We start from the raw sequence: 17,143 nt of genomic DNA on the forward strand, positions 1-17,143 counted from the left end.
GCTGCACGTACACGCTCAAGGCCGGGCGCCGCCCGCCTGCCCCCACAGACAGGAGAAGGAGGGCCGTGGCCCGACTCATTCGCATTGACTCCGAGCTCGTGCGCCGCGGGCTGGCCCGCTCACGTACCCAGGCCGCCCAGATGGTCACCGACGGGCACGTCACCCTCGACGGCGTCGTGGTCACCAAGCCCGCCCGACAGGTCGACCCCGCCCAGGCCCTGGAGATCCGCGTCCCCGACGACGGGTACGTCTCCCGCGGCGCCCACAAGCTCGCCGGGGCCCTGGACGCCCTGGGCTCCCGTGGCCTGGCGCCCACCGTGCGCGGGCGGCGCTGCCTGGACGCGGGGGCCTCCACGGGGGGCTTTACCGACGTGCTCCTGCGCCGTGGGGCCGCCCACGTGACCGCCGTGGACGTGGGCTACGGGCAGCTGGCCTGGTCCCTCCAGTGTGACCCGCGGGTCACCCAGCTGGACCGGACCAACGTGCGCACCCTCGACCCGGCCGCGGTGGCCCCCGCCCCCGCCCTGGTGGTGGGGGACCTGTCCTTTATCTCCCTGACCCTGGTCCTGGGCCCCCTGCTGCGGGCCGCCGCCCCCGACGCCGACCTGCTGCTCATGGTCAAGCCCCAGTTCGAGGTCGGCCGGGAGCGCCTGGGGCACGGGGGCGTGGTACGGGACCCCGCCCTCCACGTCGAGACCGTCCTGGTCGTCGCCGACCACGCCCACCGCCTGGGGGTGGGGATCGACGCGGTGACCGCCTCCCCCCTGCCCGGGCCCGCCGGCAACGTCGAGTACTTTGTGAACATGCACGCAGGCCAGGCAGGATCCTCCGGCGACCTCACCGGAGACGCCCTCACCCAGGAGACCCGTCGCGCCGTGGCCCAGGGGCCCGCGGGCGCCGGAGGCCGCAGGGGGCGCGTGTGAGCATCCGCCGTATCCTCCTGGTCCAGCGCGACCTCAACGACCAGCCGGTCCCGCCCCACCGGCGGGGCGCCTCCGTGGCCGGGGCCGTCGCCCAGCTGGGTGAGATCTGCCGCTCCCAGGGCGTGGAGCTGATCACCCAGGACGAGCTGGTCACCGACCTGACCCAGGGCGCCAGCATCGACTTCGTCCTGGTCCTGGGGGGTGACGGCACCATCCTGCGGGCCGCCGAGCTGGCGCGTGAGCAGGACGTCCCCCTCCTGGGGGTCAACACCGGTCACGTCGGCTTCCTGGCGGAGGCCGACCCCGAGGCCCTGGAGCAGGTGGTCGCCGAGGTCGTGGCCGGACGCTACACGGTGGAGAAGCGCATGACCCTGCGCGTGGAGGTCGAGGCCCCTGACGGCGCCGTCACCCGCGACTGGGCCCTCAACGAGACCGCGCTGGAGAAGCGTGACCGCGCACGCATGCTGGAGGTCGCTATCGGCGTGGACGGGCAGGCCGTCTCCTCCTTCGGCTGCGACGCCCTGCTCATCTCCACGCCCACCGGCTCGACCGCCTACGCCTTCAGTGCCGGCGGGCCGGTCATCTGGCCCGAGGTGGAGGCCCTGCTCCTGGTGCCGGTGGCGGCCCACGCCCTGTTCACCCGCCCCCTGGTGCTGGGTACCCACTCGACCCTGGAGGTCGTCATTAAGGACGCCGGGTTCGGCGCGGCCGAGATCTGGTGCGACGGGCGGCGCTGGCACGCGGTGCCCTCAGGATCCACCGTGCGCGTGACCCGCGCGACCCGGCCGGTGCGCCTGGCCCGGCTCAACGACGCCCCCTTCTCCCAGCGCCTGGTGCGCAAGTTCAACCTGCCCGTGTCGGGGTGGCGGGTCCCCGCCCGGGGGCCGCGCCGTGGTCAGGGGGAGAGGACAGCATGATCGAGTCCGTCCACATTGAGGACCTGGGCGTCATCCAGGAGGCGGACCTGGCGTTCGGGCCGGGGCTGACCGCCCTGACCGGGGAGACCGGCGCCGGCAAGACACTGGTCCTGACCTCCCTGGGCCTCCTGCTGGGACAGCGCTCAGAGAGCACGGTGGTGCGTCCGGGGGCCTCCCGCGCCCTGGTGGAGGGGACCTTCGTCCTGACCTCCGGGGGCCGTGCCGCCGACCGGGCCGTCCAGGCCGGTGCCGAGCTGGACGGGGACCTCCTCATCGCCTCACGCACCGTGCCCGCCCAGGGGCGCTCACGCGCCCACCTGGGAGGGCGCTCGGTGCCGTCGGCCGTCCTGGCGGAGGTGGGCTCCGGCCTCGTGTCCGTCCACGGCCAGGCCGACCAGCTGCGGCTGCGCTCCTCCGCGGCCCAGCGTGCCGCCCTGGACCAGCTGGGGGGCGCGGAGCACGCCCGGCGCTGCCGGGACTACGCCACGGCCTTCCGGGCCTGGCGGGAGGCCGCCGCCGCCCTGGCACGGTGGCAGGAGGGGGCGGCTGGCCGGGCGGCGGAGGCCGAGCGCCTGCGTGCCTGGCTGGAGGAGCTGGAGCAGCTCGACCCCCGCCCGGGGGAGGACGCCGCCCTGGAGGCGGAGGCCGCCCGCCTGGACCACGCCGAGGACCTGCGCCGGGCCGTCAGCCGGGCACGCGGCGCCCTGAGCGCGGACGAGGCCTCCCAGACGGTCCTGGAGCCCGACGTCGTCGCCCTGGCCGCCGGTGCCGAGCGGGCCCTGGACACCGCGGCCGGCCTGGATCCTGCCCTGGGGGACCTGGCCGCCCAGGTACGCCAGATCGGGATCCTCGCCGCCGACGCCGCCAGCGAGCTGGGCGACTACCTGGCCTCCCTGGACGCCGACCCGGTGCGCCTGTCCTGGGTCCAGGACCGCCGTAGCGCCTTAAGGAGCGCCTGCCAGCGGATCGGCGGGCCCCAGGAGCTGGAGGACGTGGACGCCCTGCTGGCCTGGGGGCGGCAGGCCAGCGCCCGCCTGGACCAGCTCGACGGCCCGCAGGACGCCGGGAGCCGGCTGCGCGCCGACCTGACCGGGGCCCGCCAGGAGCTGGAGCAGGCCGCCGCCGACCTGACCGGGGCCCGCCAGGAGCTGGCCGAGCAGCTGGAGGCGGCCGTCACCGCCGAGCTGGAGGGCCTTCAGATGCGCGGGGCTCGCCTGGTCGTCGAGCTCACGCCCCTGGCCGAGCCCGGGCCCACCGGCGCCGAGACGGTCGCCCTGCTGCTGGCCGCCCACCCCGGCGCCCCGGCCCTGCCCCTGGGCAAGGGGGCCTCGGGCGGTGAGCTCAGCCGGATCATGCTGGCCCTGGAGGTCGTCCTGGCCCAGAGTGAGACGGACCCTCAGGAGGCGGGGCGCGGGGGCCCGGCTCACGGCCGCACCTTCGTCTTCGACGAGGTCGACGCCGGTGTCGGCGGCCGGGCGGCCCTGGAGGTGGGGCGGCGCCTGGCCCGCCTGGCGCGCAGCCACCAGGTGGTCGTCGTCACGCACCTGGCCCAGGTCGCAGCCTGGGCCTCCACCCAGCTCGTGGTCCTCAAGGAGGTGGACGCCGCCCGGGACGGGGCGCCCACCACCTCCACCCGGGTCGTCCCGGTGACCGGGCAGGACCGCGTGCGCGAGCTCGCCCGCATGCTCTCAGGCCACGAGGACTCCGAGGCCGCCCTGCGCCACGCCGCTGAGCTCCTGGCTGAGGCGGGCGTGGCAGAATCCCTGACGTGAGGAACCCCTTCCGCCGTCAGGAGGCGTCGACCCAGGAGCGGCCCAGTGGTGCCGTCCGGGTGGACGCGCGCACCAAGAAGCTCACCAAGAGGCTGCGTCCGGGTGAGATCGCCGTGATCGACCACACGGACCTGGACCGCGTCTCCGCGGAGGCGCTCGTGGAGTGCCAGCCCGTGGCCGTCCTCAACGCCTCGCCGTCGGTCTCCGGCCGCTACCCCAACCTGGGGCCGGGCATCCTCCTGGAGGCGGGCATCCCGCTCGTGGACGACCTCGGGCCGGACATTATGCGCCTGCGCGAGGGCCAGGAGGTCACGGTCGACGGCGCCCAGGTCATCCGCAAGGGCGAGATCCTCGCCGAGGGCGTGGCCCAGACCCGGCAGAGCGTGGACGAGGCCATGCAGGCCGCCAAGGCCGGGCTGGCCCTCCAGCTGGAGGCCTTCGCCGCCAACACCATGGAGTACATGAAGGCCGAGCGTGACCTGCTCCTCAACGGGGTGGGCATGCCCGACATCGACACCTCCATGAACGGCCGGCACGTCCTGGTGGTGGTGCGCGGCTACTCCTACAAGGAGGACCTGGCCGCCCTCAGGCCCTACATCCGCGAGTACAAGCCCGTCATTATCGGTGTCGACGGCGGGGCGGACGCGGTCCTGGAGGCCGGTCTCAAGCCTCAGATCATCGTGGGGGACATGGACTCCGTCTCCGACAAGGCCCTGGCCTGCGGGGCCGAGGTGGTGGTCCACGCCTACCGTGACGGGCGCGCCCCCGGGCTGGGGCGCGTGCAGGACCTGGGGGTGGACCACAAGGTCTTCGCCGCCACGGGCACCAGCGAGGACATCGCCATGCTCATGGCGGACGAGGCCGGTGCCGAGCTCATTGTGGCGGTCGGGACGCACGCCACCCTCCTGGAGTTCCTGGACAAGGGCAGGGCGGGCATGAGCTCGACCTTCCTGACCCGGCTGCGGGTGGGCAGCCGTCTCGTCGACGCCAAGGGCGTCTCACGTCTGTACCGCACCAGGATCTCGAGCTGGCAGCTCTTCCTCCTGGCACTGGCGGGCCTGGTGGCCCTCGTGGTGGCCCTCATGGCCACGCCGGCGGGCCAGACCTTCCTCGGGCTCTCAGGCGCCGTCGGGGACGACATCATCAACTTCTTCCGCTCTCTCGTGGGCCTGGCACCCAGCCAGCCCTCGCTGTAACCGCGCGACAGCGCAGACGAGGCTCGTCATGATCGACTTCCGCTACCACCTGGTCTCCCTGATCTCCGTGTTCCTGGCCCTCGCCGTCGGCGTGGTCCTGGGGGCGGGACCGCTCCAGAACTCCCTGGGCACCGCCCTCAACGACCAGGTCACGGCCCTGCGCGCGGACCGCAACGCGATCCAGGCCCGGCTCGAGGCCACCGAGACCGCCGTCAACGAGCGCGACTCCTACATCGAGGCCGCGGCGGCCGCCTACCTGCCGGGCACCCTGGAGGGGCGTGACGTGGTCCTGGCGGTCCTGCCCGGGACCGAGGGCAAGGACCTGGACGCGCTCAGCGCGAACATCAAGACCGCCGGCGGCAGGGTGGTGGGGCGCGTGAGCCTGACCAGCGCCTGGGTGGACTCCTCCCGTGAGACCTTCCGCTCCACCTACGCCGGGCAGTTCGTCGGCTACCTGAGCAACGCCACCTCCGCGGACGGCAACCGGGTCCTGGGTCAGGGCCTGGGCAAGGCCCTGACGGCGTCCGACTCCAACGCGATCACGCTCATGGACCTGCTCACCGCCTCCGACACCCCGCTGGTGACCGTGGACGCCAAGCCCTCCGGCCCGGCCAGCATGGTGGCGGTGGTCGGGCCGCGCGGGGCGGGTGCCGGCGGCTCGGCGGGTGCGACGCCCACCTCGGGGCAGGACCCGAGTGCCTGGGCGGGGGTCTTCACCGGGCTGGCTCAGGAGGCCACCACCGTGGTGGTGGGCAGCGCGGACAGCAGCACCGACCTGGTGGCCACCCTGCGCTCCGCGGGCGCCTCGGTGACCACCATCGACTCCGTGGGGCAGGCCACGGCCGCCGTCAGCACGCCGCTGGCCCTGGCCGCCACCGCCGCGGGGACCACGGGCGCCTACGGCTTTGACTCCGGCGCCGAGAGCGTCATGCCGCCGGTGAAGAAGTAGGCACCCTGCCGGGCGGCCGCGCACCTGGACGTGGGTGGTGCCCGCTGGCGCAGGCGCCCTGCCGGGGGGACGCCACCGGGGGGGCGGGCCGGGGGCGCGCCCGCAGTAGCCTTGGCCCATGTCCTACGCACGACGGCGCAGCCCCCACGCCCCACGCCCCTGCTCCCCGGCCCGCATGACCCTGGTCGCGGCGGGCGCCACCTGGGCCGGCAACCTGGCCCTGGCCCTGGCTCCCGGGGCGGCCCGGCACCTGGGGCGGGTCAACTTCCACGGCCGTACCGTCAGCCTGCGCGGCGGGCTGGGGGCGGCCGCGGGGGCCGTGACGGCCGGTGCCCGCCTGGGACGGGCCTGCGCCGCGCCCGCCCGCCCGGCCCTGGCGGCGGTGGTAGCCACCGCGGCCGCGGGGGGCGCGGGGCTCCTGGACGACCTGGACCAGGGGGCCCACGACGGCCCGTCCCCGGCCAAGGGCCTGCACGGGCACCTGCGGGCCCTGGCCCGTGGGCGGGTCACGACCGGCGTGGTCAAGGTCGCCGTCATTGGCTCCGGCGCCCTGGTCGGTGGCGTGCTCCTGGCGCGCGGGCGCGGTGGGGGCCTGGTGGCGACGGCGGTGGACGCGGCGGGCTCGGCCGTGGTCATCGCCTCCTGGGCCAACCTGCTCAACCTGCTGGACCTGCGTCCGGGGCGGGCGGCCAAGGCCGCCGTCGTGGTGTGCCTCCCCCTGCTCGCGGGCGGAGGGGCGTCACGCCTGCTCGCCTCCGGGGCGCTGGGCACCGCGGCCGCGACCCTGCCCGAGGACCTCATGGAACGCACCATGCTGGGGGACACCGGCGCCAACGCCCTGGGGGCCCTGGTCGGGACCGCCCTGGCGGCCCACCCCAGCCACCTCCTGCGCGCCGTGGCGGCCGGGACCGCCACCACCCTGGTCCTGGCCAGTGAGAGGGTCTCCTTCACCCAGGTCATTGAGTCCACCCCCCTCCTGGACGCCCTGGACCGCTGCGGGCGTCTATGAGGAGGACGCCTGGCGGCGTGGTCCCACCTCCCGGCGCGGGGGACCGCACCGGGAGGGCCCCGGACCGGCGGGACCCGGCACCGGGGGGCCCCGGCGGGGTCCTGGGCGCCGCCGGGGGCGTGGCCGGGCTGACCCTGGCCTCACGCGCCCTGGGCTTCCTGCGGTGGGTGGTGCAGGCCTCCACCGTGGGCGCCGGGACGGTGGCGGGCGCCTACGCCACCGCCAACCAGGTCCCCAACGTCCTGTACGAGGTGGTGGTCGGCGGCGCCCTGGCGGCCACCGTCGTGCCCCTGCTGGCCCCCGCCACCAGCGCCGGCAGGCGCCACCAGGCCCAGGAGACCGCCAGCGGCCTGCTGGGCGTCGTGCTCCTGGTGCTCCTGCCCTTAGGGGCGGGCCTGGCACTGCTGGCCGACCCGGTGGCCCGGCTCTTCCCCGTCTCCCAGGGGGCCGACGCGGCCACCCAGGTCGGCCTGGTCGCGAGCTTCCTGCGCATGTTCGCCCTCCAGGTGCCGCTCTACGGGGTGGGCGTGGTCCTCACCGGCGTGCTCCAGGCCCACCGACGCTTTACCTGGCCCGCCCTGACCCCGGTGCTCTCCAGCCTCGTGGTCATGGCCACCTACGGGGTCTACGGCGCCATGGCCCACGGCTCGCAGACGCCCGGTCCTGCCGCCCTGCGGGTACTGGGCTGGGGGACCACCGCGGGCGTGGCGGCCCTGAGCCTGCCCCTGGTCTGGCCGGTGACGCGCCTGGGGATCCGGCTGCGGCCCGTACCGCGCCTGGACCGCGCGGTGGCCGGGCGGGCCCTGCGACTGGGCGGGGCGGGGGTGGTCACCCTGGTGGCCCAGCAGGTCAGCGTCCTGGTGGTCCTGGCCCTGGCCCGGTGGGGCGGGAGCACCGGGACCGTGGCCGTCTACCAGTACACGCAGGCGGTCTACGTGCTGCCCTACGCCGTCCTGGCGGTCCCGGTGGCCACCGTCCTCTACCCGCGCCTGGCAGCGGCCTTCGGGGCCCCGGGCGCAGGACGTGACGCCCCCGGCTCCGCCGGTGCGGACGATATAGGCGACACAGACGACGCAGGTGACGCAGGCGGCCGGGGTGGCGGGACCAGCGAGTCCGTCGGGACCAGCGGACCCGGCGCGCCCGGCGGGGGCCCGGCCCCGTCCCTTAGGGCCCGGGAGCTGGCCGCCCGCTCCACCGGTGCCGTCACGGCCGTGGCCGTGGCCGGGGCCGGGGCGCTCCTGGCCGCCTCGGCGGGGGCCGAGCGCCTGTTCTCCCTCCTGGCCGACGTCACCGGCATGGGCGCCGCCCTGGTGGCCATGGCCCCCGGGCTCGTCGGCTACGCCCTCGTCTACCAGGTGACCCGGGTCCTGTTCGCCATGGACCGCTCCCGGGGCGCCGCCGTAGTCACCGCCGTGGGCTGGCTGGTGGTGGCCGGGGGCTCGTGGGCCGGGGTGGGGGCCCTGTCCGACGGCGGGGACGGGGCCGCGACCCTCCTGGGCGTGGGCCTGGGGCAGAGCACCGGCATGGTGGTGGCCGGGGCGGGGCTCCTGGCGGTCCTGGCCCGGGTCCTGGGCGGCGGGGTCCTGGGGCCGAGCCTGCGCGCCCTGGCGGTGGGGGCGCCGGTGGCCGCCGCGGTGGGCTGGAACATGTGCTGGCTCACTAATGCCCTGGGATCCGGGCCGGGAGCGGGCAGCGCCCTGCTGGGGGCGGGGGCGGCGGCAGCAGGCGCCCTGGGCACGGCCGGGGCGACCCTGGGCGCCGTCAACCTCTGCGACCCCACCGTCCTGGGCCTGCTCACGCGCCGTGGACGCACGGGTACGGGGGCGTCGCCGTCCCGGGAGGGTGGCGCCCGCCACGAGCAGGTAACAGGGAAGGAGCAGTCGTGAGCGCACTACGGGAGGGCGGCCCGGGGGCCGGGGGCCGGGAGGACCTGGAGGGGTCCGGGATGCCGGGGTCAGGGGCCCGGGATGCCGGGGTCAGGGGCCCGGGATGCCGGGGTCAGGGGCCCGGGGGGCCGTGGGCCGGACGGGTCCTGGAGGTCAGCGGACAGGCCGCCGGGGGCGTGCGCGCCCACCTGGGGCAGTGCGTCCGGGTCCTGGACGGGCGGGGCTGGCAGGTCCTGGCCGCCGCTCCCACCGGCGTGCTCACCGGGCTCGACCTGGGGGCGGCCCGCGGGCAGGCCCTGGAGATCGGGCCCCGGCCCTCGCCCAAGGACGTGGCCGTCCTCCGCCGCCTGGGCCGTCTGGCGCGCCGGGCCGACGTCGTCCACGCCCACGGGCTGAGGGCCGGGGCCCTGGCCGCCCTGGCCCTGGGGCGCCGCCGGGGGCGTGCGCGCCTGGTGGTGACCCTGCACAACCTGCCCGTGGGCTCCCGGACCACCCGTGCCCTGGGGGAGGTGCTGGAGCGGGTGGTGGCACGCCGGGCGGACCTGGTCCTGGCCGTCAGCCCGGACCTGGCTGAGCGCGCCCGCCACCGGGGGGCCAGGGCCGTGGGGCTCGCGGTCGTCCCCGCACCCGCCGCCCCGCCCCCGGCCGGGGGCGGCGGGGCCGAGGAGGTGTGGGGGGAGGAGCGGCGGCTGCTGACGGTCGCCAGGCTCGCCCCGCAGAAGGGCCTTGACCTGCTGCTGGACACCGCGGGGATCCTGCGTGAGCGGGTCGCGGACGGGACCTGCCCGCCCCTGGGGTGGGTGGTGGCCGGGGACGGGCCGGGGTGGCGGGCCGCCCGGGAGCGGGTCAGGGCCGAGGACCTGCCGGTGAGGCTGGTGGGGCGGCGCGAGGACGCGCCCGCGCTCATGGCGGCCAGCGACCTGGTGGTCCTCACCAGCCTGTGGGAGGGCCAGCCCCTGACCCTCCAGGAGGCCCTGCGCGCCGGGGCGGCCGTCGTGGCCACCGACGTGGGCGGCACGGCCCTGACCGCACGCGAGGGGGCGCTCCTGGTGGCCCCCGGGGCGCGTGCCCTGGCCGACGCCGTCACCGGCCTGCTCAGTGAGCCCGCCGCCCTGGAGTCCGCCCGGGCCCGGGCGGCCGCGGCGGCCGCGACCCTGCCAGGGGAGGCGGACCTGGCCGCCCAGCTCACCGAGGCGCTGGGGCCGGGGACGTCTCCCCACGCCACCGGCCCGTCCCGGTGCTACGTTGGAGTCCCGTGATCAGTGCGTCTGCCCGCCCGCGCGGGAACCAGCCGGCCGTCCCCCGGCACGTCTTCGTCATCGGGGGAGTGGTCTCCTCCCTGGGCAAGGGACTGACGGCCTCCAGCCTCGGGTGCCTCCTGCGGGCCCGGGGCATCTCCGTGGCCATGCAGAAGCTTGACCCCTACATCAACGTCGACCCCGGCACCATGAACCCCTTCCAGCACGGTGAGGTCTTCGTCACCGACGACGGGGCCGAGACCGACCTGGACATCGGCCACTACGAGCGGTTCCTGGACGTGGACCTCACGGGTGCGGCCAACGCCACCACCGGCCAGATCTACTCCACCGTCATCGCCAGGGAGCGGCGCGGGGAGTACCTGGGCGACACCGTCCAGGTCATCCCGCACGTCACCGACGAGATCAAGCGCGTCATGCGCGCCCAGGCCGCCCCCGACGCCCACGGCGAGGTGCCCGACGTCATTATCACCGAGATCGGCGGCACGGTGGGCGACATCGAGTCCCAGCCCTTCCTGGAGGCCGCCCGCCAGGTCCGTGCCGACCTGGGGCGGGAGAACGTGGCCTTCGTGCACGTCTCCCTCATCCCCTTCCTTGAGGCCGCCGGGGAGCTCAAGACCAAGCCCACCCAGCACTCGGTGGCCGCCCTGCGCTCCATCGGCATCCAGCCCGACGCCCTGGTCCTGCGTGCCGACCGGCCCCTGCCCGAGGGCGTCAAGGACAAGGTCGCCCTCATGTGTGACGTGGACCGCGCCGCCGTCATCGAGTGCCCGGACGCCGCCAGCATCTACGACGTCCCGCCCACCCTCCACCACGAGGGCCTGGACGCCTACCTCGTCCAGCGCCTCGCCCTGCCCTTCCGGGACGTGGACTGGACGGAGTGGAACGGGCTGCTGGAACGGGTCCACTCACCGGAGCACCACCTCGAGGTGGCCCTGGTGGGCAAGTACGTGGATCTTCACGACGCCTACCTGTCGGTGACCGAGGCCGTCCGCCACGGAGGGTTCGAGCACAGCGCGCAGGTGGCCATCCGCTGGGTCGCCTCCGACACCTGCCAGAGCCCCGAGGGCGCCCGGCAGGCCCTGGCCGGGGTGGACGCGGTCGTGGTGCCCGGCGGCTTCGGCGTGCGCGGCATCGAGGGCAAGCTCGGGGCCCTGCGCTGGGCCCGGGAGCACCAGGTCCCCACCCTGGGCCTGTGCCTGGGGCTGCAGTGCGCGGTCATCGAGGTCGCCCGCAGCCTGCTGGGGCTGTCGGAGGCCTCCTCCACCGAGATGGAGCCGGGCACCCCCGACCCGGTGGTGTCCACCATGGACTCCCAGCGCGGGATCGTCTCCGGTGCGGGGGACCTGGGCGGCACCATGCGCCTGGGCGCCTACGACGCCGTGCTGGTCCCCGGCTCGCTCGTGGCCCAGGCCTACGGCACCACCCGGGTCCGCGAGCGCCACCGCCACCGCTTCGAGGTCAACAACGCCTACCGTCAGCGCCTGGCCTCCGTGGGCCTGCGCGTCACCGGCACCTCGCCCGACGGGGACCTGGTGGAGTTCGTCGAGCTGGACCGCCGGCTGCACCCCTACTTCGTGGCCACCCAGGCCCACCCGGAGTTCAGGTCCCGCCCCACCCGCGCCCACCCGCTGTTCGCGGCCCTGGTGGCCGCGGGCCTGGAGTACCGGCGCAGCCGCCTGCCGGACCCGGGGAGGGCGGTACCCCTGGCCGGGACGCGGACCCCCGAGGCCTCCGCCCCGGAGCCAGCGGCCCGGCCCCCGGCCCCCGACCACCACCGAGCCCAAGGAGAGGCGTCATGACCACCCCCGACCCCCAGCCCCTGGCCGACGAGCCCCAGGAGCGCCAGACCACCGCCCACGAGCGGGTGTGGTGCGGGCCCATCTTCGCCGTGGACGCCGACCACGTGCGCCTGGGGCCCGGCCAGGAGCCGGTGGCCCGCCAGGTCGTGGCCCACCACGACGCCGTCGCCGTGGTGGCCCTGCGCCAGGGGCCGGACTCCTCCCAGGACGACGGAGCCGCCGAGCTGCTCGTGGTCCGCCAGTACCGCCACCCGGTGCGCGCCGCCCTGTGGGAGATCCCGGCCGGCCTGCTCGACGTGGCCGGGGAGGCGCCGGTGGCGGCGGCGCAGCGCGAGCTGGCCGAGGAGACCGACTACCGGGCCGCCAGCTGGCACGTCCTGACCGATTTCTACGCCTCCCCGGGCTTTGCCACCGAGGGGGTGCGGGTCTTCCTGGCCCGGGGCCTGAGCCTGCTGCCCGTGGGGGAGCGGGTCGAGCGCCAGGCCGAGGAGGCCGAGTTCGTGCCCCGCTGGGTGCGCCTGGACCGGGCCGTGGACGCGGTCCTGTCCGGGGCCCTGCACAACCCGGCCACCATGATCGGGGTGCTGTCCGCCGTGCAGGCCCGCGCCCGGGGCTGGGAGGGCCTGCGCGGCCCCGACGCCCCCTGGCTGCGCAGCCCCCGGAGCCTGCACGGCCGGGGTCCCTGGGGCTGACCCCCGGCCGGCGGCGTGGGCCGCCGCGGTGCAGCGGGCCGCCGCGGTGCAGCCGGGCCCCTCCGGGCGGCCGGCGTGTGGCCAGCGGCTGGCAGCCAGCGGGCGCCCGGCGGCGGGCACCGGGGTGCCACGCGCCCTTCCGGCGTGCCCGATACCACGTTCTGACACCCTGTTCGGGACTTGCGTCCCAGGAATAACGGAACAAGTATTTTGGGTAAAATCTGGTGCGTCAAGCGAATCGGGCCGCCCGGCCCCGCCACCCTGCCGACGGCGCCGTCCGGGCCCGTCCGAGCCACCCCTACGCACCGCCGTGACGCGGAGAGGAGCAGCCATGCGCAAGGGCGACGACGAGTCCACCCGAGCCAAGGTCCTGGACCTCATCGTGGAGAAGGGCCCCATCTCCGCGGCCCAGCTCGCCGACATCCTCAGCCTGACCCCCGCCGCGGTCAGGCGGCACATTACCAGCCTGGAGCAGCGCTCCGAGATCACCGTCCACGCCCCCGCCGGGGGCGGCAAGCGCGGCCGGGGACGCCCCGCCCGCCACTACGTGGCCACGGCCATGGCCCGTACCTCCTTCGCCGAGGGCTACGCCGACCTGGCCAACCGGGCGCTGGGCTACCTCAGCCAGGTGGGCGGGACCAAGGCGGTGGACTCCTTCGCCGCCGCGCGCGGCCGAGACCTGGAACGGCGTTACATGCCGATCGTCGAGGCGGCGGGGAAGGACCCCTCGGACCGGGCCCAGGCCCTGGCCGACGCCCTGACCCTGGACGGCTACGCCGCCACCGTGCGCGACGTGGGGGACGGCACCTTCGCCGTCCAGATCTGCCAGGGGCACTGCCCGGTGCGCGACGTCGCCGGCCAGTTCCACGAGCTGTGCGACGCCGAGACGCAGGCCTTCTCCCGCCTCCTGGGGGTCCCGGTCCAGCGCCTGGCCACCCTGGCCGGCGGGGAGCACGTGTGCACCACGCACGTGCCCATCGCCATGCCCACCCTACGTACCCGCGCCGCGCGCGCGGCGGACAGACGAGCCGCCGACCGCGGTACCGCCGCGCGCGGATCCCGTCCGGCGCGCGGGGCCCGCACCCAGAACACGGAAGGAACCCGATGACAGCCCCGACCGAGGCTCCTCGCACCGACGACGAGATCATTGACTCGATCTCCACCAGCTACGACTTCGGCTGGCACGACTCCGACGAGGTCGGCTCCGCCGCCAGGCGGGGGCTGGACGAGTCCGTCGTCCGGGAGATCTCAGCCATTAAGGGCGAACCGGAGTGGATGCTCGCCAAGCGGCTCAAGGCCTACGAGATCTACCTGCGTAAGCCCATGCCCACCTGGGGCGTGGACCTGAGCCAGATCGACCTGGACGCGGTCAAGTACTACGTGCGGGCCACCGACCGCCCGACCAACTCCTGGGACGACCTGCCCGAGGACATCAGGACCACCTACGACCGCATCGGCATCCCCGAGGCCGAGCGCGAGAGGCTCGTGGCCGGGGTGGCCGCCCAGTACGAGTCCGAGGTGGTCTACGAGCAGATCCGTGAGGACCTCACCGAGCAGGGCGTCATCTTCGTGGACACCGACACCGCCGTGCGCGAGTACCCCGAGATGGTCCGCGAGTACTTCGGCAGCATTATCCCCGCCGGTGACAACAAGTTCGCCGCCCTCAACACGGCCGTGTGGTCCGGCGGCTCCTTCATCTACGTGCCCCCCGGTGTGCACGTGGAGATCCCCCTGCAGGCCTACTTCCGCATTAACACCGAGAACATGGGGCAGTTCGAGCGCACCCTCATTATCGCCGACGAGGACTCCTACGTGCACTACGTGGAGGGCTGCACGGCGCCCATCTACTCCTCGGACTCCCTGCACGCCGCCATTGTGGAGATCATAGTCAAGAAGAACGCCCGGGTGCGCTACACCACCATCCAGAACTGGTCCACCAACGTCTACAACCTGGTCACCCAGCGCGCCACCTGCGCCGAGGGGGCCACCATGGAGTGGGTGGACGGCAATATGGGCTCCAAGCGGAACATGAAGTACCCGGCTGTCTTCCTCATGGGCCCCCACGCCCGCGGGGAGGCCCTGTCCATCGCCTTCGCCGGGGAGGGCCAGCACCAGGACACCGGGGCCAAGATGATCCACATGGCGCCCCACACCTCCAGCCACATCGTCTCCAAGTCGATCTCCCGCCAGGGCGGGCGCAGCGCCTACCGCGGGCTGGTGCAGATTATGAGGAACGCCCACCACGCCAAGTCCAACGTGCTGTGCGACGCCCTCCTGGTGGACGAGATCTCCCGGTCCGACACCTACCCCTACGTGGACGTGCGCACCGACGACGTCGAGATGGGTCACGAGGCCACGGTCTCCAAGGTCAGCGCCGACCAGCTCTTCTACCTCATGCAGCGCGGGCTGACCGAGACCGAGGCCATGGCCACGATCGTGCGCGGGTTCGTCGAGCCCATTGCCCGTGAGCTGCCCATGGAGTACGCCCTGGAGCTCAACCGCCTCATTGAGCTGCAGATGGAGAACTCCGTGGGCTGACCCGCCAGCGACCGCACCCGACCGGATACCCAGCAGCCGTCAGCGGCACAGGAGCTACTCAATGGATCTCACCACCGACCACTCGCGGGCCGCCCTGGAGGGCGCCCACAGCCACGGCGCCCCACGCTACGTCGCCTCCCGCGCCGACCGCCCCACCTCCTTCGACCCCGACCTCTTCCCGGTGCCGCGCGGGCGGGAGGAGGAGTGGCGCTTCACCCCCATGAGGCGCTTCAGGCCGCTGTTCGACCTCGACGCCGTGTCCGCCGGGACCCGGCAGGCCGAGGCCACCGGGGCCCTGAGGACGGGCGTGGACGCCCCCGACGGCGTCACGGTCCGGACCCTGGGGCGCGACGACCCGCACCTGGGCAGGATCGGCGAGCCGGTGGACCGCACCGGCGTCGTGGCCTGGGCGGCCTTCCGCACCTCCACGGCGGTGACCGTCGAGGCCGGCGCCCACCTGGAGCGCGCCGTGCGCCTGACCGTGACCGGCACCCCCGACGCCAGTGCTCCCGACGCCGGCGGCCCGGACGCGGCGCCCGCCACGCCTGCTGCCCAGCACCTGCTCATTACCGCCCGGGAGGGCTCCCGGGCCACCGTCCTGCTGGACCACGTCGGTACCGCCACCCTGACCCAGACCGTGGAGATCGACGTCGCCCCCGGCGCGGACCTGACCGTGGTCACCATCCAGGACTGGGACGACGCGGCGGTGCACGCCTCCAACCACCGGGTGCGGGTGGCCGAGCGCGCCACCCTCAAGCACGTCGTCGTCTCCCTGGGAGGGGACGTGAGGATCGCCCCCGACTTCATCTTCTCCGGCGAGGGCGGGCACATTGACGCCTACGGCGTGTACTTTGCCGACGCCGGGCAGCACCTGGAGCACCGCCCCTACGTGGCCCACACCGAGCCGCACTGCTACTCCCGGGTCACCTACAAGGGCGCCCTCCAGGGCGAGGGCGCGCACTCGGTGTGGGTGGGGGACTGCCTCATCGGGGCCGCTGCCCGCGGCACGGACACCTACGAGCTCAACCGCAACCTCGTGCTCACCCCCGGCGCCAAGGCGGACTCCATCCCCAACCTGGAGATCGAGAACGGCAATATCGAGGGCGCCGGGCACGCCAGCGCCACCGGCCGCTTCGACGATACGCAGCTGTTCTACCTGCGTGCGCGCGGCATCCCCGAGGCCGAGGCCCGCCGCCTGGTGGTCCTGGGCTTCTTCGGCGAGATCGTGGGCGAGATCGGCGTCCCGGAGGTCGAGGAGCACCTCATGGGCGCCATCGAGCGCGAGCTGGAGCTCACCGGGCTCATCGCGGCCCGCGCCCAGGACCCGGCCTCCAGGTGACCGGGCCCCACGCACCGACCCCCCGTACTGACTTCAAGGAACCAGCCATGAGCACCCTGCAGATCAACAACCTCCACGTCCAGGTCGCCACCAACGACGGCCCCAAGCCCATTCTCAAGGGCGCCACCCTGACCGTCAGCTCCGGGACGGTCCACGCCATTATGGGCCCCAACGGGTCGGGCAAGTCCACCCTGGCCTACTCCATCGCCGGCCACCCCGACTACGAGGTCACCGACGGCGAGGTCCTCCTGGACGGGCAGGACCTGCTGGAGATGAGCGTGGACGAGCGCGCCCGGGCGGGCCTGTTCCTGGCCATGCAGTACCCGGTGGAGGTCCCCGGCGTCACGGTCGCCAACTTCCTGCGCACCGCCAAGACCGCCATCGACGGGCAGGCCCCCAAGGTGCGCACCTGGGTCAAGGAGGTCGGGCAGGCCATGGAGCGCCTGCGCATGGACCCCTCCTTCGCCCAGCGCGACGTCAACGCCGGCTTCTCCGGGGGGGAGAAGAAGCGCTTCGAGATCCTCCAGATGGAGCTGCTCAGGCCCCGCTTCGCCGTCCTGGACGAGACCGACTCCGGCCTGGACATCGACGCCCTGCGCATTGTCTCCGAGGGCGTCAACCGCCTCCACGCCACCACCGACGCCGGGTTCCTGCTCATTACCCACTACACGCGCATCCTGCGCTACATCAAGCCCGACCACGTCCACGTCTTCGTGGACGGCCGGGTGGCCGAGGAGGGCGGCCCCGAGCTGGCCGAGCGCCTGGAGAGCGAGGGCTACGACCGCTACCTGGCCTGAGGGCCGGCCGCTGCGCCGGGGAGCCGATCCCGCGCCCGCCGGCGCGCCGCCCTCCTGCCCCGGCCCC

At 74.7% G+C, this 17,143-nt stretch carries 14 protein-coding genes; all 14 read left to right on the top strand.

Going from position 1 to position 17,143, the window contains the following annotated elements:
• Positions 1-65: 65 nt before the first annotated feature.
• The 14 genes from C3V41_RS02375 (at position 66) to sufC (ending at position 17,076) form a co-directional block, all read left to right on the top strand.
• A complete protein-coding gene (locus tag C3V41_RS02375) occupies positions 66-923 on the top strand; it encodes a TlyA family RNA methyltransferase (RefSeq protein WP_106108943.1) in 858 nt (285 codons plus the stop codon).
• A complete protein-coding gene (locus tag C3V41_RS02380) occupies positions 920-1,840 on the top strand; it encodes an NAD kinase (protein ID WP_174714744.1) in 921 nt (306 codons plus the stop codon). The genes C3V41_RS02375 and C3V41_RS02380 overlap by 4 nt, the downstream gene beginning before the upstream one ends.
• Positions 1,837-3,612: a DNA repair protein RecN gene (gene recN, locus C3V41_RS02385; protein WP_106108944.1), complete on the top strand. Its 1,776-nt coding sequence runs from the start codon at positions 1,837-1,839 to the stop codon at positions 3,610-3,612. Before C3V41_RS02380 ends, recN begins: the two co-directional genes overlap by 4 nt.
• Positions 3,609-4,808 (top strand): putative cytokinetic ring protein SteA, encoded by a 1,200-nt coding sequence (gene steA, locus C3V41_RS02390; protein WP_106108945.1) that lies wholly within the window; start codon positions 3,609-3,611, stop codon positions 4,806-4,808. The genes recN and steA overlap by 4 nt, the downstream gene beginning before the upstream one ends.
• Positions 4,809-4,836: 28 nt before the next feature.
• Positions 4,837-5,757, top strand: a complete 921-nt coding sequence (locus C3V41_RS02395; protein WP_106108946.1) for a copper transporter — start codon at positions 4,837-4,839, stop codon at positions 5,755-5,757.
• Between the two features lie 118 nt (positions 5,758-5,875).
• Complete coding sequence (locus C3V41_RS02400) at positions 5,876-6,766, top strand: hypothetical protein (RefSeq protein ID WP_106108947.1); 891 nt, start codon at positions 5,876-5,878, stop codon at positions 6,764-6,766.
• Between the two features lie 17 nt (positions 6,767-6,783).
• Complete coding sequence (murJ, locus tag C3V41_RS02405; RefSeq protein WP_368033282.1) at positions 6,784-8,652, top strand: murein biosynthesis integral membrane protein MurJ; 1,869 nt, start codon at positions 6,784-6,786, stop codon at positions 8,650-8,652.
• The gene (locus tag C3V41_RS02410) at positions 8,649-9,911 is read left to right on the top strand and encodes a glycosyltransferase family 4 protein (protein WP_254423653.1); all 1,263 of its coding nucleotides are present in this window, start codon (positions 8,649-8,651) and stop codon (positions 9,909-9,911) included. Before murJ ends, C3V41_RS02410 begins: the two co-directional genes overlap by 4 nt.
• Positions 9,908-11,710: a CTP synthase gene (locus tag C3V41_RS02415; RefSeq protein WP_106108949.1), complete on the top strand. Its 1,803-nt coding sequence runs from the start codon at positions 9,908-9,910 to the stop codon at positions 11,708-11,710. The genes C3V41_RS02410 and C3V41_RS02415 overlap by 4 nt, the downstream gene beginning before the upstream one ends.
• Complete coding sequence (locus C3V41_RS02420; protein ID WP_106108950.1) at positions 11,707-12,402, top strand: NUDIX domain-containing protein; 696 nt, start codon at positions 11,707-11,709, stop codon at positions 12,400-12,402. The genes C3V41_RS02415 and C3V41_RS02420 overlap by 4 nt, the downstream gene beginning before the upstream one ends.
• Positions 12,403-12,733: 331 nt before the next feature.
• Positions 12,734-13,510: a helix-turn-helix transcriptional regulator gene (locus C3V41_RS02425; protein ID WP_129591459.1), complete on the top strand. Its 777-nt coding sequence runs from the start codon at positions 12,734-12,736 to the stop codon at positions 13,508-13,510.
• Positions 13,507-14,940 (top strand): Fe-S cluster assembly protein SufB, encoded by a 1,434-nt coding sequence (gene sufB / locus C3V41_RS02430; RefSeq protein ID WP_106108951.1) that lies wholly within the window; start codon positions 13,507-13,509, stop codon positions 14,938-14,940. The genes C3V41_RS02425 and sufB overlap by 4 nt, the downstream gene beginning before the upstream one ends.
• 61 nt (positions 14,941-15,001) lie before the next feature.
• Positions 15,002-16,279 carry a Fe-S cluster assembly protein SufD gene (gene sufD, locus C3V41_RS02435; protein WP_106108952.1) on the top strand — a complete coding sequence of 426 codons (1,278 nt, stop codon included), beginning with the start codon at positions 15,002-15,004 and terminating at the stop codon, positions 16,277-16,279.
• A 47-nt stretch (positions 16,280-16,326) separates the two neighbouring features.
• Positions 16,327-17,076 carry a Fe-S cluster assembly ATPase SufC gene (gene sufC, locus C3V41_RS02440; RefSeq protein ID WP_106108953.1) on the top strand — a complete coding sequence of 250 codons (750 nt, stop codon included), beginning with the start codon at positions 16,327-16,329 and terminating at the stop codon, positions 17,074-17,076.
• The last annotated feature ends 67 nt before the right edge of the window (positions 17,077-17,143 follow it).

It is taken from the genome of Actinomyces sp. oral taxon 897 (assembly GCF_002999235.1).
GTDB lineage: Bacteria > Actinomycetota > Actinomycetes > Actinomycetales > Actinomycetaceae > Actinomyces.